The organism is Microbacterium sp. Leaf159 (genome assembly GCF_001423615.1).
Classification (GTDB): domain Bacteria; phylum Actinomycetota; class Actinomycetes; order Actinomycetales; family Microbacteriaceae; genus Microbacterium.
Window position 1 is genome coordinate 1,505,442 of the sequence record NZ_LMOU01000001.1, and the last position, 18,752, is coordinate 1,524,193.

The 18,752-nt window shown below is 64.5% G+C and carries 22 protein-coding genes and 1 tRNA gene; 8 read left to right on the forward strand and 15 right to left on the reverse strand.

Features of this window, described 5'->3' with window-relative positions:
* The first annotated feature begins 103 nt into the window (after nt 1-103).
* The gene (locus ASF80_RS18880) at nt 104-415 is read left to right on the forward strand and encodes an HNH endonuclease (protein WP_157520990.1); all 312 of its coding nucleotides are present in this window, start codon (nt 104-106) and stop codon (nt 413-415) included.
* A 7-nt stretch (nt 416-422) separates the two neighbouring features.
* Here ASF80_RS18880 and ASF80_RS07210 read toward each other — a convergent pair whose 3' ends face one another.
* Both ASF80_RS07210 and ASF80_RS07215 read right to left on the reverse strand, forming a co-directional pair.
* Nucleotides 423-1,286, reverse strand: a complete 864-nt coding sequence (locus ASF80_RS07210; protein ID WP_056309310.1) for a hypothetical protein — start codon at nt 1,284-1,286, stop codon at nt 423-425.
* A 219-nt stretch (nt 1,287-1,505) separates the two neighbouring features.
* Nucleotides 1,506-2,213 (reverse strand): FadR/GntR family transcriptional regulator, encoded by a 708-nt coding sequence (locus ASF80_RS07215; RefSeq protein ID WP_056309312.1) that lies wholly within the window; start codon nt 2,211-2,213, stop codon nt 1,506-1,508.
* Between the two features lie 137 nt (nt 2,214-2,350).
* Here ASF80_RS07215 and ASF80_RS07220 point away from each other — a divergent pair, with 137 nt between their 5' ends.
* Both ASF80_RS07220 and ASF80_RS07225 read left to right on the forward strand, forming a co-directional pair.
* Complete coding sequence (locus ASF80_RS07220; protein WP_082488211.1) at nt 2,351-3,760, forward strand: gluconate:H+ symporter; 1,410 nt, start codon at nt 2,351-2,353, stop codon at nt 3,758-3,760.
* A 7-nt stretch (nt 3,761-3,767) separates the two neighbouring features.
* Nucleotides 3,768-4,286: a gluconokinase gene (locus ASF80_RS07225; RefSeq protein WP_157520991.1), complete on the forward strand. Its 519-nt coding sequence runs from the start codon at nt 3,768-3,770 to the stop codon at nt 4,284-4,286.
* A 75-nt stretch (nt 4,287-4,361) separates the two neighbouring features.
* Here ASF80_RS07225 and ASF80_RS07230 read toward each other — a convergent pair whose 3' ends face one another.
* The 10 genes from ASF80_RS07230 to ASF80_RS07275 all read right to left on the reverse strand — a co-directional run bounded on the left by ASF80_RS07230 (nt 4,362) and on the right by ASF80_RS07275 (nt 14,099).
* Nucleotides 4,362-5,225, reverse strand: a complete 864-nt coding sequence (locus ASF80_RS07230) for an FHA domain-containing protein (RefSeq protein WP_056309314.1) — start codon at nt 5,223-5,225, stop codon at nt 4,362-4,364.
* A 15-nt stretch (nt 5,226-5,240) separates the two neighbouring features.
* Nucleotides 5,241-5,507, reverse strand: a complete 267-nt coding sequence (locus ASF80_RS07235; protein ID WP_056309317.1) for a hypothetical protein — start codon at nt 5,505-5,507, stop codon at nt 5,241-5,243.
* Between the two features lie 158 nt (nt 5,508-5,665).
* A complete protein-coding gene (locus ASF80_RS07240) occupies nt 5,666-6,142 on the reverse strand; it encodes a heme-binding protein (RefSeq protein ID WP_056311899.1) in 477 nt (158 codons plus the stop codon).
* 47 nt (nt 6,143-6,189) lie between these two features.
* Nucleotides 6,190-6,564, reverse strand: coding sequence for a hypothetical protein (locus ASF80_RS07245; protein WP_056309319.1), 375 nt, complete (start codon nt 6,562-6,564; stop codon nt 6,190-6,192).
* 441 nt (nt 6,565-7,005) lie between these two features.
* On the reverse strand, nt 7,006-7,833 hold the full coding sequence (locus ASF80_RS07250) for a hypothetical protein (RefSeq protein WP_157520993.1): 828 nt from the start codon (nt 7,831-7,833) through the stop codon (nt 7,006-7,008).
* Nucleotides 7,834-8,031: 198 nt separating this feature from the next.
* Entirely contained in the window at nt 8,032-8,829 is a 798-nt protein-coding gene (locus ASF80_RS07255) for a GAF domain-containing protein (protein ID WP_082488212.1), read from the reverse strand.
* The gene (locus tag ASF80_RS07260; protein ID WP_056309325.1) at nt 8,826-9,680 is read right to left on the reverse strand and encodes a hypothetical protein; all 855 of its coding nucleotides are present in this window, start codon (nt 9,678-9,680) and stop codon (nt 8,826-8,828) included. Before ASF80_RS07260 ends, ASF80_RS07255 begins: the two co-directional genes overlap by 4 nt.
* 418 nt (nt 9,681-10,098) lie before the next feature.
* On the reverse strand, nt 10,099-11,790 hold the full coding sequence (locus ASF80_RS07265; RefSeq protein ID WP_157520994.1) for a hypothetical protein: 1,692 nt from the start codon (nt 11,788-11,790) through the stop codon (nt 10,099-10,101).
* Between the two features lie 201 nt (nt 11,791-11,991).
* Nucleotides 11,992-13,563 carry a hypothetical protein gene (locus ASF80_RS07270; protein ID WP_157520995.1) on the reverse strand — a complete coding sequence of 524 codons (1,572 nt, stop codon included), beginning with the start codon at nt 13,561-13,563 and terminating at the stop codon, nt 11,992-11,994.
* 293 nt (nt 13,564-13,856) lie between these two features.
* Nucleotides 13,857-14,099, reverse strand: a complete 243-nt coding sequence (locus tag ASF80_RS07275; RefSeq protein WP_157520996.1) for a hypothetical protein — start codon at nt 14,097-14,099, stop codon at nt 13,857-13,859.
* A 125-nt stretch (nt 14,100-14,224) separates the two neighbouring features.
* Between ASF80_RS07275 and ASF80_RS07280 the strand changes: the two genes are divergently transcribed.
* The 3 genes from ASF80_RS07280 to ASF80_RS07285 all read left to right on the forward strand — a co-directional run bounded on the left by ASF80_RS07280 (nt 14,225) and on the right by ASF80_RS07285 (nt 15,967).
* Nucleotides 14,225-15,109 (forward strand): hypothetical protein, encoded by an 885-nt coding sequence (locus ASF80_RS07280; RefSeq protein ID WP_056309334.1) that lies wholly within the window; start codon nt 14,225-14,227, stop codon nt 15,107-15,109.
* Nucleotides 15,110-15,328: 219 nt separating this feature from the next.
* On the forward strand, nt 15,329-15,460 hold the full coding sequence (locus ASF80_RS19510; protein ID WP_268776018.1) for a hypothetical protein: 132 nt from the start codon (nt 15,329-15,331) through the stop codon (nt 15,458-15,460).
* Between the two features lie 6 nt (nt 15,461-15,466).
* Nucleotides 15,467-15,967, forward strand: a complete 501-nt coding sequence (locus tag ASF80_RS07285; protein WP_157520997.1) for a hypothetical protein — start codon at nt 15,467-15,469, stop codon at nt 15,965-15,967.
* Between the two features lie 42 nt (nt 15,968-16,009).
* Here the strand turns inward: ASF80_RS07285 and ASF80_RS07290 are convergent, their stop codons facing one another.
* Complete coding sequence (locus ASF80_RS07290; protein WP_056309338.1) at nt 16,010-16,258, reverse strand: DUF3892 domain-containing protein; 249 nt, start codon at nt 16,256-16,258, stop codon at nt 16,010-16,012.
* A 245-nt stretch (nt 16,259-16,503) separates the two neighbouring features.
* On the opposite strand from ASF80_RS07290, the gene ASF80_RS07295 reads away from it, so the two are divergent.
* Both ASF80_RS07295 and ASF80_RS19025 read left to right on the forward strand, forming a co-directional pair.
* A complete protein-coding gene (locus tag ASF80_RS07295) occupies nt 16,504-17,037 on the forward strand; it encodes a hypothetical protein (protein WP_056309341.1) in 534 nt (177 codons plus the stop codon).
* 158 nt (nt 17,038-17,195) lie between these two features.
* Nucleotides 17,196-17,453, forward strand: a complete 258-nt coding sequence (locus ASF80_RS19025) for a hypothetical protein (RefSeq protein WP_056309343.1) — start codon at nt 17,196-17,198, stop codon at nt 17,451-17,453.
* Nucleotides 17,454-17,611: 158 nt separating this feature from the next.
* On the opposite strand, the gene ASF80_RS07305 is transcribed toward ASF80_RS19025, so the two are convergent.
* Together ASF80_RS07305 and ASF80_RS07310 are read right to left on the reverse strand one after the other, a co-directional pair.
* A tRNA-Tyr gene (locus ASF80_RS07305) sits at nt 17,612-17,696 on the reverse strand.
* An 86-nt stretch (nt 17,697-17,782) separates the two neighbouring features.
* Nucleotides 17,783-18,712: a PfkB family carbohydrate kinase gene (locus ASF80_RS07310; RefSeq protein WP_056309345.1), complete on the reverse strand. Its 930-nt coding sequence runs from the start codon at nt 18,710-18,712 to the stop codon at nt 17,783-17,785.
* Nucleotides 18,713-18,752 lie beyond the last annotated feature (40 nt).

Consider the following 18,752-nt stretch of genomic DNA (forward strand, 5'->3'; position numbering starts at 1 on the left):
GCACTGCTGGATCCTCGGGCGGAGGGTCGAGGGCACGCGAGCCACTATGTCCCCTCCGTGGACACGACCACCCCTCCGCCGAGCGCCACGATCAGGAGGGCCCGTGTCTCAGCATCACAACAGCACCCGCGCCGACCGGATCGCGAAGAAGAAGCTCAAGGACGAGTGCAAAGCCGCTGACTTGCCGTGCTGGCTATCAGGCTGCACCATCGACTACGACACCGCATGGAACGATCTCGACAACCCGCGCCGCTTTCAACGCGACCATTTCTTCCGCACATCCACCCACCTCGACCTATACAACGACCCGAGCAATTGGCGACCCTCGTTCGCCGATTGCAACGACGCCCGCGGTAACAGCACGGCCGTCGGTGGGCTCGGCATCCCCTCGCGCCAATGGAGACCCAGCGAATAGGACGCGATCAGTAGGCCATCGCGTCGATTGCAAGCAGACGTTCTTGACCGCTCGCATCGGCTCTCGCTTTCGCCGCTTGGACGGCACGGTCATATTTCACCTTTCGCCACAGCTTCTTCACCGGGTTGTGGGGGGCTCCGGATGCCAGTTGAAGGAGCGCGGTCCACTCGTCCGCACGCCAAGAACCATCGGCCAGATTGAATGCCTCACGGTGGGCCTCGAGCAATCGGCGGTTTCGGACGTACTCATCTATGAACTGACGCAGGTCCATGTCGCTCTCGATCGCGTCGCGCAAGTCAGCGGTGACTCGGATGCGGTCGCCGATCTTCGGCCACTCCCACAACCACATCGGATCGTGGGGAGGGCGAAGCAGGCGTCGAATGTTGTAACCGACCGCGTCTGGGACGGCCATCAGGTCGTAGGTGGACTCGTACTTGGAACGCTGTCCGTCAATTGCATGCTCTGATGCTTCGAGGTCGTCGAGCAGGTCCACAACTCGATGCGCGTGGTGTGAGCCGGGGAACAGCTCGATGGGGTCTCCTGACGGAACGGCCTGAACGACGGGAACAAGACGGTCGAGGTGCGTCCGGCTTGGCTTCAGGTCGTAGAAGTCCGGGTCCCAAACCAGCGGGTGGCGGAGTACTGATCGGGCTTTCTCGACCACCGCAGCCTCCGCATTCGTGACCTCAAGGCTGCGCGTGCGCTTCGCTAACCGTCGCTCTGTGCCCAGAACGATCATCGCGACGATCAGACCCGTGCCGATTCCGATAAGCGCATCAGGCCCGAACGACGAGAAGTCCCACCAGCTCGCCCACCATCCCTTGTCCTCGGAGGTCTCTTCGACGGCGACAACGACCACATTCAACGACATGACAGAACTCAACCACAGACAGGGGGGGGGAGGGGCGTTCACATCCCTGGGCCCCCAACCCCGGCCCACCTCCCGCGTGGCGTCGGCATGAAGGACGTGTCGACGATGCCCGCCGCGCCCGCCGCACGCCGAGGTGTGGCGTACGTGGTCACAGTACTGATGAGCAGTTCGTGGCCGGGATGACGACGTGGTTGAACCAGGAACGGTGGATGCGTCCGCCTACTCGGCGGCCCGCTGCATCGCCTCATCAGCCTCCGAGACGATGTTCCGCATGGCGGCGGCCGCGGCATCCGCGTCGCCGCTCGCCACCGCGAACGCCACATCCCTGTGCCACTGCACCGCGCTCTGATTCGCCACGTGCGGCATCAGATCGTGCACGGTCCGCCCCCGCAGCACAGCTTCGACCGTGCCTCCGAGAGCGGCGAGCATCCCGTTGCCGGAGGACTCCAGCAGCAGGCGGTGAAAGCGGACGTCGGCAGTGAGATAGCGCTCACGGTCCGCCTCGTGATCCTCCTGCCCCATCGCCACGACGAGCGAGACGAGGTCGACCTTCTGTTCGGAGGTCGCCGTGCCTGCGGCGAGCTGCGCGGCCAGAGGCTCGATGACCGAACGGAGCTGACTGAGCTCGCGGAGCTGCTCGTCGCGGCCCGGCCCCGCGAGCCTCCAGGCGATGACCTCGGGGGCGTAGACGTTCCAGTCCGCGCGAGGCCGCACCTCGACGCCCGACTTGCGGCGCACCCAGACCAGGCCGAACGACTCGAGGACGCGAACGGCTTCTCGCGCGGCGGAGCGGGACACACCTCGCTCCTGTGCGACATCGACCGTGAGCATCCTCGATCCGGGAGCGTGCACCCCGTCTACGATCGCGCGTCCGAGCTCGGCGACGAGAGAGTCGTGAACGGGGCTTCCGACGCTGGAGACGGTCATATGACGAGTATGGCCGCATCGAGGTCGTCACGTGGTTCATCTCACACTCATGTTTCAATTATGTTGCGCATGACGTGGTATGCGTGCTTATTATGTACGGCATAAGGTCGTAAACAACGCCCGGATCAAGGAAGCTCATGGCACTCTTCACCCCCGCCGCTGACGCGCTCATGACAGCCGCCACCGACACCGCAGGCGCCGCTCAGCCGGCTGGCCAGCTCATCACCGCCGCTGTGATCGGCATCGCGATCATCATCGTGCTGATCACCTGGGTGAAGCTGCACCCGTTCCTGTCGCTCACGATCGGTGCGCTCGCCACAGGCGCGATCGCCGGCATGGACATCGGCGCCTCCGTCACCAGCTTCTCGACCGGATTCGGCACGACCATGGGCGGCGTCGGCATCCTGATCGCCCTCGGTGCGATCTACGGCAAGCTGCTCGCGGACTCCGGCGGAGCCGACCGCATCGTCGACACTCTCGTCAGTCGGGCGAGCGCCCGCTCCCTCCCCTGGATCATGGGCCTCATCGGTGCCGTCATCGGGCTGCCGATGTTCTTCGAGGTCGGCCTCGTGCTGCTCGTGCCGGTGATCATCCTCGTCGCCCGTCGCTCCGGCGCTCCGCTGATGCGCATCGCGATCCCCACGCTCGCGGGCCTCTCGGCGATGCACGGACTCGTCCCGCCGCACCCGGGCCCGCTCGCCGCCATCGATGCGCTCGGCGCCAACCTCGGTCTCACACTCGCGTTCGGCGTCATCGTCGCGATCCCCGCGGTCATCATCTCCGGGCCGCTGTTCGCCCGCTTCGCCGCCCGTTGGGTCGACGTCCCCGTCCCCGAACTCTTCGTGACCGAAGAGGACGAGGGCGTCGAGCAGCGTCGCCGCCCGTCGTTCGGCGCCACGCTGTTCAGCATCCTGCTCCCGGTCTTCCTCATGCTCGCCAAGGCCGTGGCCGACATCTCGGCCGCGGACTCCGACGCCCCCTGGAAGGTCGCGCTCGACTTCCTCGGAACGCCGGTCATCGCGCTGCTCATCGCCGTGCTCGCCGGATTCTTCATCCTCGGCCGCGGCGCAGGATTCGACCGCACCAAGATCAACGACATCGTGGGTTCGTCGCTCGGCCCGATCGCCGGCATCCTGCTGATCGTCGGCGCCGGTGGCGGTTTCAAGCAGGTGCTGGTCGACACCGGCATCGGCGACGTGATCGCGCAGTTCGTCTCGGGATCCTCGGTGTCGGTGCTGATCCTCGCCTGGCTCGTCGCCGTCGTCATCCGCATCGCGACCGGATCCGCGACCGTCGCGACCATCACCGCAGCCGGAATCCTGCAGCCCCTCACCGAGACGCTCGACTCCCCCATGGTCGCGCTGCTCGTGCTGGCGATCGGCTCCGGCTCGGTCTTCCTCTCGCATGTCAACGACGCGGGGTTCTGGCTCATCAAGGAGTACTTCGGCCTCAGCATCCCGCAGACCCTGAAGTCGTGGACGGTGCTCGAATGCCTGATCTCGGTCACGGGCCTCGCCGGGGTCCTCGTCCTGAGCATCTTCGTCTGAGCGCGCCATGATGTCCGTCAACGCTCCCGTCCTCGTCTTCATGGGTGTCGCCAGCACCGGCAAGTCCACAGTCGCGGCGATGCTCGCCGGCCGCCTCGGTTGGGCCTTCGAAGAGGGCGATGACCTGCACCCCGAGGCGAACGTCGCCAAGATGGCCGCAGGTCACGCCCTCACAGACGAAGACCGCTGGCCGTGGCTCGACCTCATCGCCGAGTGGATCGACGAACGCATCGAGGCGGGCGAGCCCGGCATCGTCACCTGCTCTGCGCTGAAGCGCAGCTACCGCGACGTGCTGCGCCGAGATGCGGTCACGTTCGTGCACTTCGCGGGCGAGCGCCAACTCATCCTCGACCGGATGCTGCGACGTGAAGGGCACTTCATGCCGACGACGCTGCTCGACTCCCAATTCGCGACGCTGGAAGCGCTGGAGGTCGATGAGAGGTCGATCGAGATCGACATCGCTCTGACGCCCGCCGAGCAGGCGGCGCAGATCGCCTCACGGCTGCGACTGCATCCCGACTATTGACGGACCCTGGTCCGCCAGGAGATCGCAGATCAGGGTCGCTCATGAACAGCACGTCCCTGCCCGTGTGACGGCGCGTCAGCCGAGTTCCCCCGACCCGTAGGGCCGGATCGGCTGCTGTCGCTGGAACGCGTACTCCCCGCCCTGTCGCCCTCCGAAGGGCCGGCCGTGGTCGGCGAACTCCTCGCGGTAGTAGGCGAGCCGCCAGGTGCCGATCTCGATGCGCGAACCTGTTCGCAGGATCCTGGCGTCCTCCTTGCTGTGCGGCAGATTGGGACGCCCGCCCCCGGTCGCGGCGAACGAGTAGAGCACGTACTCGTCATCCTCGTTGTGTCGGATCTCCGCATGCAGTTTCTCCAGCCCGTCCAGTCGCAGATCGGCGTCTGGCCCCGAGCCGATCGTCGTCCGTCCGGGCAAGAGGTCGAACTCCCGCGGCCTGCTGTCGTTCCAGTCGCCGGTTCCGACGGCGAAGATCAGCCGAGGACGCCCCGACCCCGGGATGTAGTGGGTCGTCGTGACGCGTCGGCGCACTCCCCTGGCAAGCGTCGGCAGGAGCGGGAAGAGCGTCGGCGGCGGGACGTGAAGCAGCGACGCCTTGCCGTGTTCGCGATGCTGCACCTCGGCGAGGATGGTGCCGAGCCGGCCGAGCTTGATGTGGGGGGAACCGGCGATCGCCCGGCCGACCGGGCCCGACTTGACGTCGCCGAGCTGCACGAGGGTGCCCTTCGGCCCCTCCACCCGCACACTGATGCCGCGGCGCGCGAGGGCGTCTGCGAGAGGCACGAGGTTCACGAGGTCGTGACGGCTCATGCTGCCGAGGTGACGGGTGTCCTCGAATGTGACCACGACCTCTTGACCGGCCGCCTGAACGGTGAACGGCGTGGACGTGTCGTCATCCGGGCCGATCTGCTCGACGCGCAGATCGATGTCGAGACGGATCATCGGCGTGGGCGTCGTTCAGGCCGCGCCGGAGTCGCCCGTTGCGCTGTCACTGGTCGTGACACGCAGGGTGCCGTTGAACTTCCACGTGGCACGAGGGGCGTCGGGTCCGATATCCCGTGGTACCTCGACCGTCATGTCGTCGAACGTGTAGTTCACGGCTGCGCCTCGACCGGTCAGGTATGCCCACATCTCCCGCCCGAGGTCGGTCCAGTCGGTGATCGACGCACCGCTGGGGCCCGATGCCGACGAGAACAGCTCCGAGGGTTCGTTCGTGTCACTCATGGGATGCTCCTTCGCAACGGCCATGTCCTGTGTGTGACGATTATGCGCTCACGAAACCTCACTGTCCAGTGATATCTGCACTCTGTCCAGAAATGGCTGTGAGGGCGCGGTCTCGGGAGCGTTCGCGGGGCCACGTGTCCCGACTCACCAGGGCGTCATCAGCGGGCGACGAGGAGTCCCAGGTCGCGAATTCCGGCGACCACCAGATCGTGGTCATCCGCCGACGGGAGGCCGGATACCGTGGCGACCGCGACGACGCCCACACCGTCGACGCGGATCGGAACGGCACCGCCCGCGACCGCGTAGACGACGGGATCGAGCCATCCGGGTTCGTACATGTCGCGTCCGCCGTTCTCGACACGCATCTCGAGCAGCGCGGTGCTGGTCTCGAACCGCAGGGCGGTCGCGGCCTTCTTCGCCGCCCACACGTCGTTGTCTCCGGTCGCGCCGGGCAAAGATGCATGGAACAGGATGCCGGACGACGTGCGCACATCCACAGTCACGGGGAAGCCCTCGGCCAATGCCCTCTCCACGATGGAGCGCCCCAGATCCCAGGCATCCCTGCGGTCGAACCGGCGGAGTACGAGCTCGACGTGCTCCGCCTCCAGCTGCGCCAGCCTCGCGTGGTCACTCATCGGCATGCCTCTCTCTCGTGGACGACTCGCCTCAGACTGTAGCCGGGCTACTCGCGGAGTGCCCGCCGGACTCTGAGCACGCCGAGGATGAGCAGCAGGACCGCTGTCAGGATGGCGCTCAGAATCGCGCTGTTCGCAGCGAACAACCACCAGTCGTACGAGGTCTCGATCGGATCATGCCACGCGCGCTGATACTCGAATTCGACCGTGGCGGGGTAAGCAACGGGTTCGTAGCGCGAGAGATCCTGCGTCACCCACCCGAACACCGCGTGCTGAAGCTCACCGTGCGTGGCCACTCTCACACTGCCCGCCACGAGGAAGAACACGGCGGCGGCGGCGGCTCCGAGAGGCAACAGGCACAGGAAGTACTGCAGGGCGCCTCTCGCCCATCGGCGCAGCGCTCGCCGGTCCTCTTCGTCCACAGCGGTCCCCCGGATGATCTGTCGCCCGACCCATACTGCCCTCTTCGCCCCGGAGACGACGAATGCCCCGGACGCGACGAAAGCCCCGGACGCCTGAGGCTGTTCGGGGCTTTTCGACGGTGAGTTGTACGTAGATCTCATCCGGCCGCTAGATTCCGCTGTAGTTCAGGTCCGCAACGACAACCGACCCTCTGGGGACGACGACGTAATCCTCTGGCTGCCGCACTTGACCGATAGCGCAGGCTCCTCAATCAGTTCTAGGCCGGGCCTCGATAGCCCGATACGACTGTTCTCCAGTGCGCTGGTTCGGTACTTCTTCACTCCGCGTGAAGGAGGCGGATCCCGAGGGTGTCGCGAAACAGCATCCGAACGGCGCATTACCGGCCGCCGCTCTCGGAGTGAGGCGTGGCACCTCGTCGCGTACTCTCTCCGTTGCCACATTCAGGGGATACGTCCACGCATCAGGGGCGCGATGTCCTTGGAGTACAGCTGCATTCCGTCATTCGAGGGCGAATGGAGAATAGTGTGAACGACCGGGAGACCGTGCGGTGCCAGCCAGCGCAGGTCGTGAGCCTCCCTGTCGTCTTCGTACCGAAGCCAGTCGGTCGCATCGATCCATCCGCGCGCCGCGAGCATGTCGTCCGTATCAGTCGTGACCAGCGCCCACGACAGTGGACGGAAGGTAACCGTTGCGAGCGTGTTGATTGCGCCGCTCGAACCGTCCAACAGACCGGTGAGCATGGGGCCTGCGAGCATCGCTGCCTTGCCGGGGTAGATCGCTACCCGCAGGCTCAGCCCGCCAGGCAGCGCGACGGGTCCACCCTTGTACATCTGATCGGCGAGGGATGGATGCAACACGCGCACGTGCGGGCTGATGCCGAGCATGCCGGAGAGGATCGCCCGGCTCACACGTCCGGGAGCGAGAGAGACCGGCTGCGTCGACGGGAGCGCCACGCGTGTACCGACCTGCAGCCACTGCCACAAGCGAGTCGCGAAATCGCCATAGGCCGTGTCGTACTGAGCTCCTGCGAAGGAGTTGCATTCTGCGCAGAGCCCGCGCACCCACATGCCGCCGATGTACCATTTGCCGGCGACGACCCCGCTGTCCGCGCCGTTCATCACGTCAGCTCGCTCCACCGGGCCGGTGTTTCCCGCGGCCTGAGGAGGGACGTGTGTCTTGGTGAGCGCGCGGTTCTCACCACACACGCCACACTGACCGCTTTTTCGGTTCAGCAGCAAGCCTGCAGCTACCGGGCCACGATACGTCATGCGGGGTCCGTTCTCGCTACTGGACTGTCTCCACTACCGCCGAGGGTTCGCTCCGACGACAGTGATGCTTGGGCCAGGGTTCGGGGTCAGCGTGGGCACGTCGATACGAGGAAGCACAACAGGCTTGACCGCGTTCACTCTGATGACGCCATACCCGGTCGGCGTCGACTGTACCTTTCCGAAGGACATACCCACAGTCTACGCCGAGGCCTCCGACGTTGGCGAAGGTGGAGGGGGTTCCATGTTGGCGACGGCGAACGCGGTCGCCAGGTGATCTGCGACGAGCTCGACGAGGTACTGGTCTCCGATGGAGAGCGTGTTTTTCAGTGGCGCGTCGACGGAGACCATCCCGTAAACGGAGCCTTCGGCCCAGATTGGTACGGAGATGAACGTCTCGTAGTCCGCCATCGACCCCTCGTATCCATCGGGTCTGTGCGTCGTAAGATCCGGATAGAAGGCGGGTTCGTGTCGTTCGACGAACGCGAGAGCGGCATCACCGCGCGCCGTTCCGGACTCGAACGCGCGTGGGGTGGTGCCGCGACCCGTGTGGGAGAGCCACGTCATGCGGTCCGGGTTGTCGTCCAGCACGAAGACGTTCGCGCGCACGTCCTTGATATGCGGTGAGATGAGCATATAGAGCGAGATGGTGGCCGCCTGCGCGACGTTCTGCAGTAGGAGTGAGCGCTCAGCGTACGTGTGCGAGGGAAGTTTCGCGGTGTACTCAGCGAGGGGCTTGAACGCATCCCGGAACCGCTGGCGGGCATCGGTGCGCTGCTCCTCCTCGGAGCTAAGACGCTTGTTGTCGCGGTGCAGTTGAACGATCTGCATGATCGCGGCTGCGAGGATTGCTGCGATGCCGGGGAGCAGCAGCAGAGCCCAGAACGGTCCGACCGCGCTGACGAACCCCAGCATCGTCGGTCCTCCCGTGGCCAGCACGAGGGTGGTTGCGGCGTACGCCGTCCGGCGGCGGGTAGCCGAGCGTTTCGCTGCGCTCATGGCTTTTCTCCCTTGAATGTGGGGCTCTTCTTCTGCTTCTCCCGTGCCTTCAGCCGAGCGCGACGTTCCTTGTCAGCCAGCTTCGCCTGCGCCTTGCGGGCCTCGTTGCCGAAGTCACCCTTCAGGGAGTACCAGTTCCGTACGGTGTATCCGGTGGGCGAGAGCGGAGCGAGTAGGTGCTCTTCGCGCCGGTGGAGCAGACCCGCCTTGTCGAGGTCGGCGATGCCGTTCTGTGCGCTCTTCGCGGAGATCCCGTACCACTCCTTCGCCTTGTTGTACGGGAGGTACATCTCCTTCTTCTTACTGGTCTCCTTGGCGATGATGAGCAGCATGGCGAGTCCCGGGAGCGAGAGCTTCGCGAAGATCTCCTCGTTCCAGAAGGCGTCGGGGATCGAGAAGTACGTGTTCCACCTGTCAGTGCGACCGCCAGGCACTTCATACTCCTCCGCTCCGTCCTCGCGACGGGGAATAATGGTGGTCGCCCGTCCCTGTCGCGTGCGCTCCTCAATCAGCCCCATCTCCTCGAGGTCGAGCCACGCACGCGACAGCGTGGATGGCGACCACGTGAGCCCGCCACCCTTCGGCGGCGTAAGAGCACGGATCCAGACCGACGCGGCGAGGGGCTTCTCGTTCTCCTTCAGCCAGGGCCAGCAGGTGAGGAGGAGGAGGTAGAGCAGCAGTGCACGGTGGCGGCGCTCGTGGACGGCTCGACCGACGATGCTCGCACGAGGCTTGTCTGAGTCGGGCAGTTGGACGAAGATGTGTCGTAGCTGCACGTAGCCACGCCCAGCCAGGCGAGTCATGGTCGCTCGAGTCTGTGCGGGAGTCGCCGCTCCGGTTTCTTCGGTCATGAGGCAATCATCCCATATGACCGAAAACATCCTGCCGGACAGTCGCTAGTTCGAGTTGCGGCCCGACGCCACGCAGTGCGACTCCTCCCTTGCGATTCCTCCGGTTCGATGCCCAGTTGCGACCCCCTGCGATTCACCGTAGTGGCGAGCCGTCACCACGGTGGCGGCGAGTTGACGGCCCATCGCGGCTTATGCCGTTTTCAGGAATCTTCTCCTCCGAAGAGGCAGGTCACCTCTACAGGAGTTCTAGGGCCCTGGGATTGTCGTAGTACTCATCCCGCCGTGTTTTCATCCCTGCGTTTGCACCGACCCTCCGTCGATGCGGCTGAAGTCCTTGATCGGCCCGACTGGCGTCGGTCATCGCGGCCACCGCCGCTTCGCTAGCGCCGCCCACAACTCAGCCGCTCTGGGATCATGCTCAGGAACGCTGTGCGGAAGACTGCCCACGTCCGTAGTCAGGATCACCAAAGTCGTGGGCGCGTCTGGTGAAGACCCTGTTCAGGTACTCCTCGATGATCTCTAGGTGAAGGTCGCGGTCGAAGAGCGTGACCTGCCGACTGAACTCTCGCGCGACCTCGGGGTTGGTGTCAGTGAGACGGTCGAAAAGCTCGAAGGCGAAGATCATGAACGCTGCGTTGACAGCGGACCCTCGCCGGGACTCCTCGCCGTCCACGTTGGACTGGACTTCACGGAGCAACGCTGCAGCGCCGCGTCGCCGACTACGGATGCTGAGGTGCGCGTACTCGTTGAGCGCCCTCATCAGCACGGCTAGCCGACCCCACCCCGATTCGCTGAGCCACCGGGACGAGGATGGCGTTCCCGCCGCTTCCAACCGCTGGGCTCGTCCCGGTTTGAGCCGGTGGGTGCGCAATCGCGCCACCTGCTCGAGAAGGACGCGGATGCAGCCAACGGCGTCGTCGGAGTCTTCCAGCCATAGGTGAGTGGCGCCGTCCGCTGCTTGCGCCGCCACGATCAGTGCGTCCCGTTCCACTCCGCTCGCGTCCGGGACGATCTGTCGGGCCGTCTCAGCGATGGTGCGCTGACGGAACATGCGTGATGCGAGGTCGCCGGGTGAGAACTCCTCACCCAATGCTGCTTTCTCATCATCGAATGCCCCTCGCGCTCGTTCGATTGCCCGCCCGCGCCGTTCCAAGAAGGCGCGGACGGTCATGAGGGAGTTTGTCTTTTCGACCAACCCCCAGACCTCGTCGGTGACGTCAGCTCGGTAGGCCTGACCGCCACGCACCCATTGCTCGGATCGCTTTCTGTACGCCTCGAAGTACTCGAGTGGTACGAACGCGAAGCTGAGTCCGAACGGCTCTGCGATGGTCATGTCGCGGTGCACGGAGCGTAGCGACAGAGACGCGTCGTCAATGCCTTGCTGTTCCGCGAGGAGATCGATCCCTCCCCGTATGTACCCCAAGACGATGTCGACGACGGCGGATATGGCGTCGTGGTGAGCAACGTTTTGAGTTGCAATGGGGCTCAGCGGCTGCGCCGCGCGGTCGCCAAACGCTGGGTGACCGGGGCGCGCGTGCAGGAACTCGGACAACCACGCCCACCACCGGCCCGCCTCATCCGGCAGGCTCGGGTGCCGCAGGGTGAGCCACACGCGAGTGATGTACGCCTCTTCGCTTTCGGTCTCTTGCCGGCTGAGGCCGAACTGGTGGGCAACGTTCAGTGTCCACCGCTCGAACAGTCTCCGCGCGATGAGCGCGGCAGGAACGGGTAGCCCGGCTCGAAGGAACCAGCAGACCTGAACAATGTCATCGACGCCGAGAAAGAGGTGATTCGGCCAGTTGGTCGGCGCGGCCCTCGGATCCCAAGTTCCGCCGAGCGTCGTTCGAAGTCGATCTGTTGCCGGGATGACCGACAACACGCCCCAGGCGCGCGGGGGCAACAGATCGGGCGTCGCTTGCATGGCGTCGTATCGCCGTTGCGCGAATGCGAGGAGTGCACCGCCGAACAGTTCGGGCCGTTTGCGTGCTGCCCACTCGAGGCTTTTCATCCGTGGGGTGAGTTGGAAGACAAGTTCTCTGCCTTCGGGCAGCGTCCCCTGCACTGCAGGAAGCTCCACCCCCTCGACGAACTCCCCGAACTCGGTGTGCATGACCAGATGCTCCCACACCATTCAGGAACACCGCCCGGATGTGTTGATCGCTGAAGGTGCCCGCCGGGCCGGTGGCACAGCGCTCTCGCACTCCTTCTACACACGCACGTCAGTACACAAGGGAAGGCCGTCGGATAGATGCACATGGTTCCGCGGATCAAGCTCGCCGTCCGTGTGAGGCAACTTGGTGAGCAACGGTTCTCATCCAGTGCCCGTGATACTCCGCATCAGCCTGTTGAGCCAGCTGACGCGTTGGCGCTCGCCGACGCTGTGATCACTCGGCACGACGCCTTCACGTTGATGCTCCGCTTCTCCCCCAAAAGTCTCGGCCTCACACTTCTGCACCAACTGTTCCCAGTACTCCTGGGGTCGCGGCCCGACCTGCCTTGAGAGGGTCTCTTCGCGAATCCACGTTTCTATCGACTCGAGCCGGTGCTGGTGGTCGTCTAGGCGCTTGTCGACCTCAGTGTCAGCGGCCATGAGCATCAGGGAGTAGGTGTTGTCTTTGACGAGGCCCCGTGGGCGCAACCTCTCTCGGAAGAGCGGGAGCGCTTTGTCGTCCGTCACCAGCAACACGCCGCCGTCTTCCGGCGAGAAAGCCCCTCTGAAATCTGGATTGATACTCAGGTCGATGCTGGACAAGTGGGCAAGATCCCATGCAGCCCCCCACAGTTCTCTAGAGGGGTTGCGACCGAATTTCATTAGCTTGTCGATGTATTCAACTCGGTCCCCTCGTTGACTACCGACGAACCGATCAAACGCCACGCGCAGCGGGTAGCTGAGGTTGTAGCCGACCTCGTCCAACATCCATCGAGCAAACTCTTCGAACAGGTCCAACCGTTGAACTGCGCGGAACTGTCCGGCGGTACGACGCCACAGTTGAAAGATCTTGAGCAAGCAAACGTAGTACGCGAGCTGAACTTCGTACTGCGATTCGCCCAGGCCGCCCGGCGTGCGCATATGGTTCGCCAGAGCTTCGCGGTAGTGAGCACGCACTTCAGTTAGATCCTGAGTCCGAGCGATACTCCCTTCTCCGAACCAGGCGTCGACGGTCGCACCAAGGCTCGCTGCTCGCGCATAGTTCCGGGTTCCTGTTTCACGGTCCCAACTCAACTCAGCGATGGCGAACCCACCCTGGACAGTTCCGTGCGCAATCTCGGAAGCAACTTGCTGAACTTCCCGATCTCGCCCAGCATCCTTTGAGGCGTCCTTGGCGACCTTCTCGAGGTGAACTAGGACGTTCGAGTCCAAGAACACATGCTTGTCGGTCGTGGTGACCCCGCGTCGGCCATCGACACCCAGGAAGACATATCGTGTGCTTCCCTGCCCGCTTTTCATCGCGGTCGCGTATCCTCCGAATGCGCGCCGTGAGCTCAGAAGCGTGCGGAGATCGAAGTCGGCTGGCGTTCGCTGCTGTGCAACGATCACGAGAACCCTGCCCAGCCGGCTCGCGATCTCTTGCCATTCTTCCGAGGGCTGTTCGCTATGGCGAACCTTGACACCACGTCGCCCGCCCTCGAAACGGATTCCTAAGGAGCTGTATGCGACCAGCGCGTCCGGCACTCCATTCGGAACGTCGGTAAGGAATCTATCCAGCTGACAGAACCCAAACTCGCTAGCAAGAGTCTCCACCGTCGAGCGCGCGACTCGAACGTGGCGATCTCCTAGCTTCGCGCCAACGACCTCCGCCTCGAAAGTGGCGAGCAGCAGCACTGGCTCACGACGATAGATCGTCGGGATCGCCTGAAAGCTGGGTGTTACATGGTGGCTCACTCAACGATTCTCCTCCAGCGACCAGGACACATCGGAGCCGCGACCTTAAGGTGGCCCGGAAAGTCCATGGGCGCCTCGTCACCCCAGTTCGAGAGTCGCTCTATCCCGGTGGACGTCTCAAGGCGCCGACCGCGGTGTATCAAATTAGACACTGAATCAGAACGGCCAGCGGTCCTTGGCGGACGGTGCTCAGACTGCCGCGCTCAGGAGTCCTGGATTTTCCGGGCAGCCTGTCGCTGTTCGTCCGCCACTGTGTCGACCACCGCAGCGGGGCCACCCGCGTTCCGTCGCGCCTACTGAGGCGCGACGACCATCACGCCAAGTCGGGTGTTCGGCGCCCAGCTGTTCGCTGCCTTGCTGTGCTCGAACCTCAGGGACAGCGCTACCAAGCCGGGGGCCGCGTCGAAGCTGCGGACGGCATCGACGGCGATCTCCGCCATCTCGTCTACGGCGGCATTCTCGGCTTCGACGAAGGCCATCCCACCGAGAATGATGGCGAACACGAACACGAGTCGTGCATGGGTTGCTGTAGACATGAACCACCTATTCGGGAGGGATCCACCGACATGGACCCACCTCTGACTTCGCTCACGCCACAAGCAACCGCTAGTCACGCAACCCCTCACACGACTGATCCTCAACTCGTAGCTCTGGAGAACCAATGACCGAGAACCACGAACCCCTCGAGGGCACTCAGGTCTCAGCGATCATGCGCACGCTGTTCATGGACCAGGCGGTTGCGTTGACAGAGATCGACAAGCGCATCGCCAATGCGTCGAACGAGTGGCAGACCGTGGGGAGCAACGCGCACACCGCCGAACTGCATGCCACGCTGAGCGGAGCGCAGGAGGGGCGGGCCATCGAAATCTTCGGCCGCGCGGCGTCTGCCGGCGAGCAGCTCGGATTGGCGCTGACTCTGAGCCTGGATGCGCGACGCTGGTTGGCGACCGAGGACACCGAGGTTCATCTGCCGGTTCGCGCTCTCACCGAGATGCAGGAGTACTACACGCTCGCGGCCGCCGCAGGTCTGGCCAACGTGATCCTACGCATCGGCCTGCTCCACAAAGACATCCGGGCACGGATCGAGAACCGTTGGAAGAACAACGCCGGCTTCCATCCGTTCTCTGGAGACCGCAACGACTGGATCCAGTTCAGCGAACGGGCCTTCCTCGTCGTCAGAGGCGCGGTCGACGAAGCAGACGCCCCCGAACTCCAGGCCTCTGCTGAAGCGCTCCTTCGTTTGCGCAGAGACCCGCGATGGGAGGACCTGGATCGCCGAAGGTCGCTGGACTACCATCAATGGCGCCCACAGAGCATCGCGGGCGGGGTTCCCGCGGAGAGCCTATGGAGCGCGCTGGCGGACGGCGGACGGGAAGCGTCCTTCCCCGCTGCGTCCCAGGTTCTTCCAGACCTCGCAGAGGTGTGCGCCGAGAGCGATGCGGCATTGGAGCTTCTCGGTGACACCGCGGCGGAGATCCGCACGCGGTTCCCGACTGCGTTGCGGGAAGTGGGTCTTGCGGTGTACCGCTCGGACGACGCCACGTGACCCGCACTCAGTGCGAGCGTGGGACAGGCTGCATTGCAGATATCGGGACAGCGTCGTTTTCCGGACGGAGCGAGAGGTGAACCTGCGCCGTCGTCGGTGGCGCTGAGTAGGCTTGAACACGCGCACCAGAACTGTCAGAGCGAGGATAACTCCGTGATCGCAGCGGACTCGTCTACTGAGCTACGCATCCCACAACTCCGCTAAACGAGAAGGCGACCCATGGCTAAGCCTCCGGCACAAGCTCCCAAGCCGAACCAGGACTGGAAGAAGACGGGTTACAAGTCTCCTGCGCAGGAGAACTACGGGACGAAGCGACCCCCGCTGGACAAGCCCAAGAAGCCGACCAAGTAGCTCCCTGTGCTCAACCTTCGAGGTCGGGGCCGCCAGCTGCAGATGCTCTCGGATGAGCTAGATCACGAGATCTCTCACATCGCGCAGCGCGCCACCGCCATGGAGCAACGGGGGGCGATGCTCATCGGAGCCGCAGGCATCGCCGGTGCCCTTCGGCTCGGAGACCACGTCAACGCACTGACGGTTGTCGCGCTGGTGCTTACCTTCGCTGCGGCCGTCGCCGGCCTGGTCGTGATGTTCCCCCGGAAAGGTCCTCTCCTCAACGTTCGAGTGGCGCGGCATGGCGCGTTACGCATGCATCCCCTCGCTGCGAGATATCACCTCGACGATACGAAGCTCGAGATCTTGGAAGCCGACCAGCAGTGGCTGAACATGCGCGGACGCATCACCCGCGGCGGTTTCATCCTGTTGGCGCTAAGCATCGCCGTGGGTCTCGCCGGAACCATTGCGGCGGTTCCGCCCGACCTCCTCATTCCCACTCCAGGTGCCACGCCGACTCCCCCCTGAGTGTGGACGTCGACGCACTCAAAGCACGCCGGTCGCTGTGAGCTAGCAGTCCGGAAGGTTGTCGAGGTTGTTCGGAGAGTAGCTATCGGGGGCGGTCGTGAGGTAGTCCCGCCCGTTGCGTGCGCCGACGCGCACGTAAACGGTGCGCCCGCCGACGGAGACATAGTAGGCGGTCCGGTCCCGCTGGATGTTCGCAACCGCGGTCGATTTGGAGTGACTCCACCCCGTCCCGCACAGGCCCGTTATGTCGCCGTCGGGGTTCTTCGCGCTCTTCGTCACTTGCAGGGACATGATCCCGCTCCTCACGTCTGTCGAGTGGGTGGTCGTATAGGGAGTGTGACACTCCTCCATCGAGTGAAGACCGAGCCTGTCTGAGATTCTGTAGTCGCGTAGTGCGTCAACCGAAGTGCCCCGCTGGAGTGCGCCGCTCGTCCTGCGACGATCTGTTCGTTGCGCCGTTCTGGATGCGAAGCGCCCGGCTCTGACAGGTGTCCGAGGCCTCCGATACGGTTTGAGAACCGAACGAAGGAGGCGCCATGCGCTTAGATCACCCGTCACTGAGCGATGATGACGAGGCGCGTGTGGCCGATCTGCACGATTGGTTGTTCAGTAACCGCCATATCCAGGCCTTGCTAGACGACTACATGTACCGCGGGAGTGTTCCTCCGTGGTACTCCGAGTTGCTTTCCAACCTCACCTTGCTCTCCGGAGGCGACACCGTCGAAGCGGTCTTCGTGGATGTCGACATGGAGACCTATCTGGTCAGCGTCGGGCTGGTGACATCGCACCGCGTCATAGCGGCGCGTGTCACCGGGCGCCGGGAATCCCGCGATCTCTCCTCGCGCGCAGTGTCTCGCCGAGGCGTCCGCGACGTACGCACCGAAGAGCCGTTCGGCATCGTTGACCGCGAACCACGCCGAGCATGGCCGGGCCCGTTCGCTCTCACTGTCACTATCGATGGTTTCGATCAGCCGCTGAGGTTCGTGCCGAGCGCTCAGACAACTTTTGAGGCTCGCCAACCGGATATGGGTGCGCTGACCCGATCATTCCTCACCAACCTCGACGAGTAGCGCGACCCACTCATCAGCACTGACCCCGCTGCCTGGACGGACGGTGGGACACGCTGGCATTCCTAGCGAGGCCGGTCTATCTGACGCCCTAAGGCATCGCCCCGATGGCTTCGGTCCTTCGGCCCTGGTGCACGGTTGTCCCCACATACGATGTGCCTATGAGCTTCCACCTTGAGCACCGGCTGGATGGGCGCCAACACCGCACCGGCACATTCGCTTCACGCGGTGACGCCCTCCTTGCTGCCCTTCGCACACCGCGGATGCCTGTTCTCATCGTTGAAGGTGCTGGCAGCGTGAGTCCCGGCGCCGGCGAAGTGACCGCCGTGGTCCTGAAGCGAGGCGAGGTACTTCCCTCTCGCGACGAGCCCGCGTGGTGGAGCGACTCTGACAACACCGACGACTTCAGCGTGCCCTGAAGTCGGTTGAACAGGCCTTCGAACTGTGGTTGAGCCGCGGGAAGAGCTCCCAGAACGATTGTGAGCAGCTGAAAAACGAAAACGCCCCCGATTCGGGGGCGTTTTTCTTCGCTTTTCGAGTTTCCTGGATTTCTCTTGCGAGAAGTACGTACAACTCATGGTGGCGAGTGAGGGATTCGAACCCCCGAATGCGATGCAGTCTGATTTACAGTCAGATCCCTTTGGCCGCTTGGGTAACTCGCCAGAGCGCACCCGTCCAACTTCGACAGCCAACCGGGGGCACGATAGATAATCATACCTGCGAACGGCAGGCGCGAGAAATCGAGACGTCAGCTGCCGAAGACGCCTCGCTCGGCGTCCGCCAGAGACTCCGGAGTGCGGAGCAGACCACCCTCCGCGCGACACGTCGCCGCGGCCACATCCATCGCCCTATCGAGCAGCTCCTGCCACCCCTCCGCATGCTCCGGCGTGCCAGCGGCGAGCCCTGCGGCCACCGCCGCGAGCGTCGCATCGCCGGCACCGACCGTATCGATGACCCGCCCCGGAAGAGTCGAGATGGGAGCGGTGACCACTCCGGCATCCGACTCGAGTGCGGCGCCGTCGGCACCCGCCGTCGCGAGTACGGCACGCACGCCGAGGCCGCGCAGCCGCGCGCGGAGCCCGTCGAGATCACCGTCGTAGAGAAGTGCCGCGTCATCCGCGCCGACCTTGACGATCGCAGCTCCTGCGGCCGCACGCTCGAAGCCCCGCACGAACTCCTCGCGGTCGCTCAGCATGCCCGATCGCGGGTTGGGATCGATGGCCAGACGAGCGTCACCTGCAGCGGCCAGGAGAGCGTCGACCTCGGCGGGGACATCGAAGGGGAAGCAGCTGACAGCGACGAGACCGGCATCGGCCATGGCCTGCACAGCCTCATCGGAATAGCGGATGCTGCGCCGCTGCGCCGCCTCATTGAACACGTACACGGGCTCGCCGTCCGGCCCGCGTTCGACGATCGCCCGCGAAGAGCCGAGCGGAGCCTCGCTCTCGATCAGCCTGACATCGTGATCCCCGAGGTACTCGCGGATGTGCGCACCCGCCTCATCGTCGCCGACCATCGCGATCAGCGTCGTCGGCACTCCGAGTCGGCGCAGGCCGACGGCCACGTTCAGCGCGGCGCCGCCGACCAGCTCGCGCACACCGGCACCGTCACGGATCTCGTCGATCAGCGCGTCTCCGACGACGACGGCACCGGACGCACGGGAGGAATCAACGCTCATTCCGCCGACACTACCGCGCGAACGGCATCTGCGGCGGCGC

Bases quoted from the DNA above. Each gene is read 5' to 3' on its own strand.
- ASF80_RS07230 (WP_056309314.1), bottom strand. From the start codon at position 5,225: ATGATCCGTCTCGACATCGATCTGCGCGTCGAGCAGATCGGCCCGGAT.
- ASF80_RS07265 (WP_157520994.1), bottom strand. From the start codon at position 11,790: ATGCACACCGAGTTCGGGGAGTTCGTCGAGGGGGTGGAGCTTCCTGCA.
- ASF80_RS07290 (WP_056309338.1), bottom strand. From the start codon at position 16,258: ATGTCCCTGCAAGTGACGAAGAGCGCGAAGAACCCCGACGGCGACATA.
- ASF80_RS07255 (WP_082488212.1), bottom strand. From the start codon at position 8,829: ATGAGCGCAGCGAAACGCTCGGCTACCCGCCGCCGGACGGCGTACGCC.
- ASF80_RS07235 (WP_056309317.1), bottom strand. From the start codon at position 5,507: ATGAGTGACACGAACGAACCCTCGGAGCTGTTCTCGTCGGCATCGGGC.
- ASF80_RS07275 (WP_157520996.1), bottom strand. From the start codon at position 14,099: ATGTCTACAGCAACCCATGCACGACTCGTGTTCGTGTTCGCCATCATT.
- ASF80_RS07210 (WP_056309310.1), bottom strand. From the start codon at position 1,286: ATGTCGTTGAATGTGGTCGTTGTCGCCGTCGAAGAGACCTCCGAGGAC.
- ASF80_RS07260 (WP_056309325.1), bottom strand. From the start codon at position 9,680: ATGACCGAAGAAACCGGAGCGGCGACTCCCGCACAGACTCGAGCGACC.
- ASF80_RS07295 (WP_056309341.1), top strand. From the start codon at position 16,504: ATGCGCTTAGATCACCCGTCACTGAGCGATGATGACGAGGCGCGTGTG.
- ASF80_RS07310 (WP_056309345.1), bottom strand. From the start codon at position 18,712: ATGAGCGTTGATTCCTCCCGTGCGTCCGGTGCCGTCGTCGTCGGAGAC.
- ASF80_RS19025 (WP_056309343.1), top strand. From the start codon at position 17,196: ATGAGCTTCCACCTTGAGCACCGGCTGGATGGGCGCCAACACCGCACC.
- ASF80_RS07225 (WP_157520991.1), top strand. From the start codon at position 3,768: ATGATGTCCGTCAACGCTCCCGTCCTCGTCTTCATGGGTGTCGCCAGC.
- ASF80_RS07215 (WP_056309312.1), bottom strand. From the start codon at position 2,213: ATGACCGTCTCCAGCGTCGGAAGCCCCGTTCACGACTCTCTCGTCGCC.
- ASF80_RS07250 (WP_157520993.1), bottom strand. From the start codon at position 7,833: ATGACGTATCGTGGCCCGGTAGCTGCAGGCTTGCTGCTGAACCGAAAA.
- ASF80_RS19510 (WP_268776018.1), top strand. From the start codon at position 15,329: ATGGCTAAGCCTCCGGCACAAGCTCCCAAGCCGAACCAGGACTGGAAG.
- ASF80_RS07240 (WP_056311899.1), bottom strand. From the start codon at position 6,142: ATGAGTGACCACGCGAGGCTGGCGCAGCTGGAGGCGGAGCACGTCGAG.
- ASF80_RS07220 (WP_082488211.1), top strand. From the start codon at position 2,351: ATGGCACTCTTCACCCCCGCCGCTGACGCGCTCATGACAGCCGCCACC.
- ASF80_RS07280 (WP_056309334.1), top strand. From the start codon at position 14,225: ATGACCGAGAACCACGAACCCCTCGAGGGCACTCAGGTCTCAGCGATC.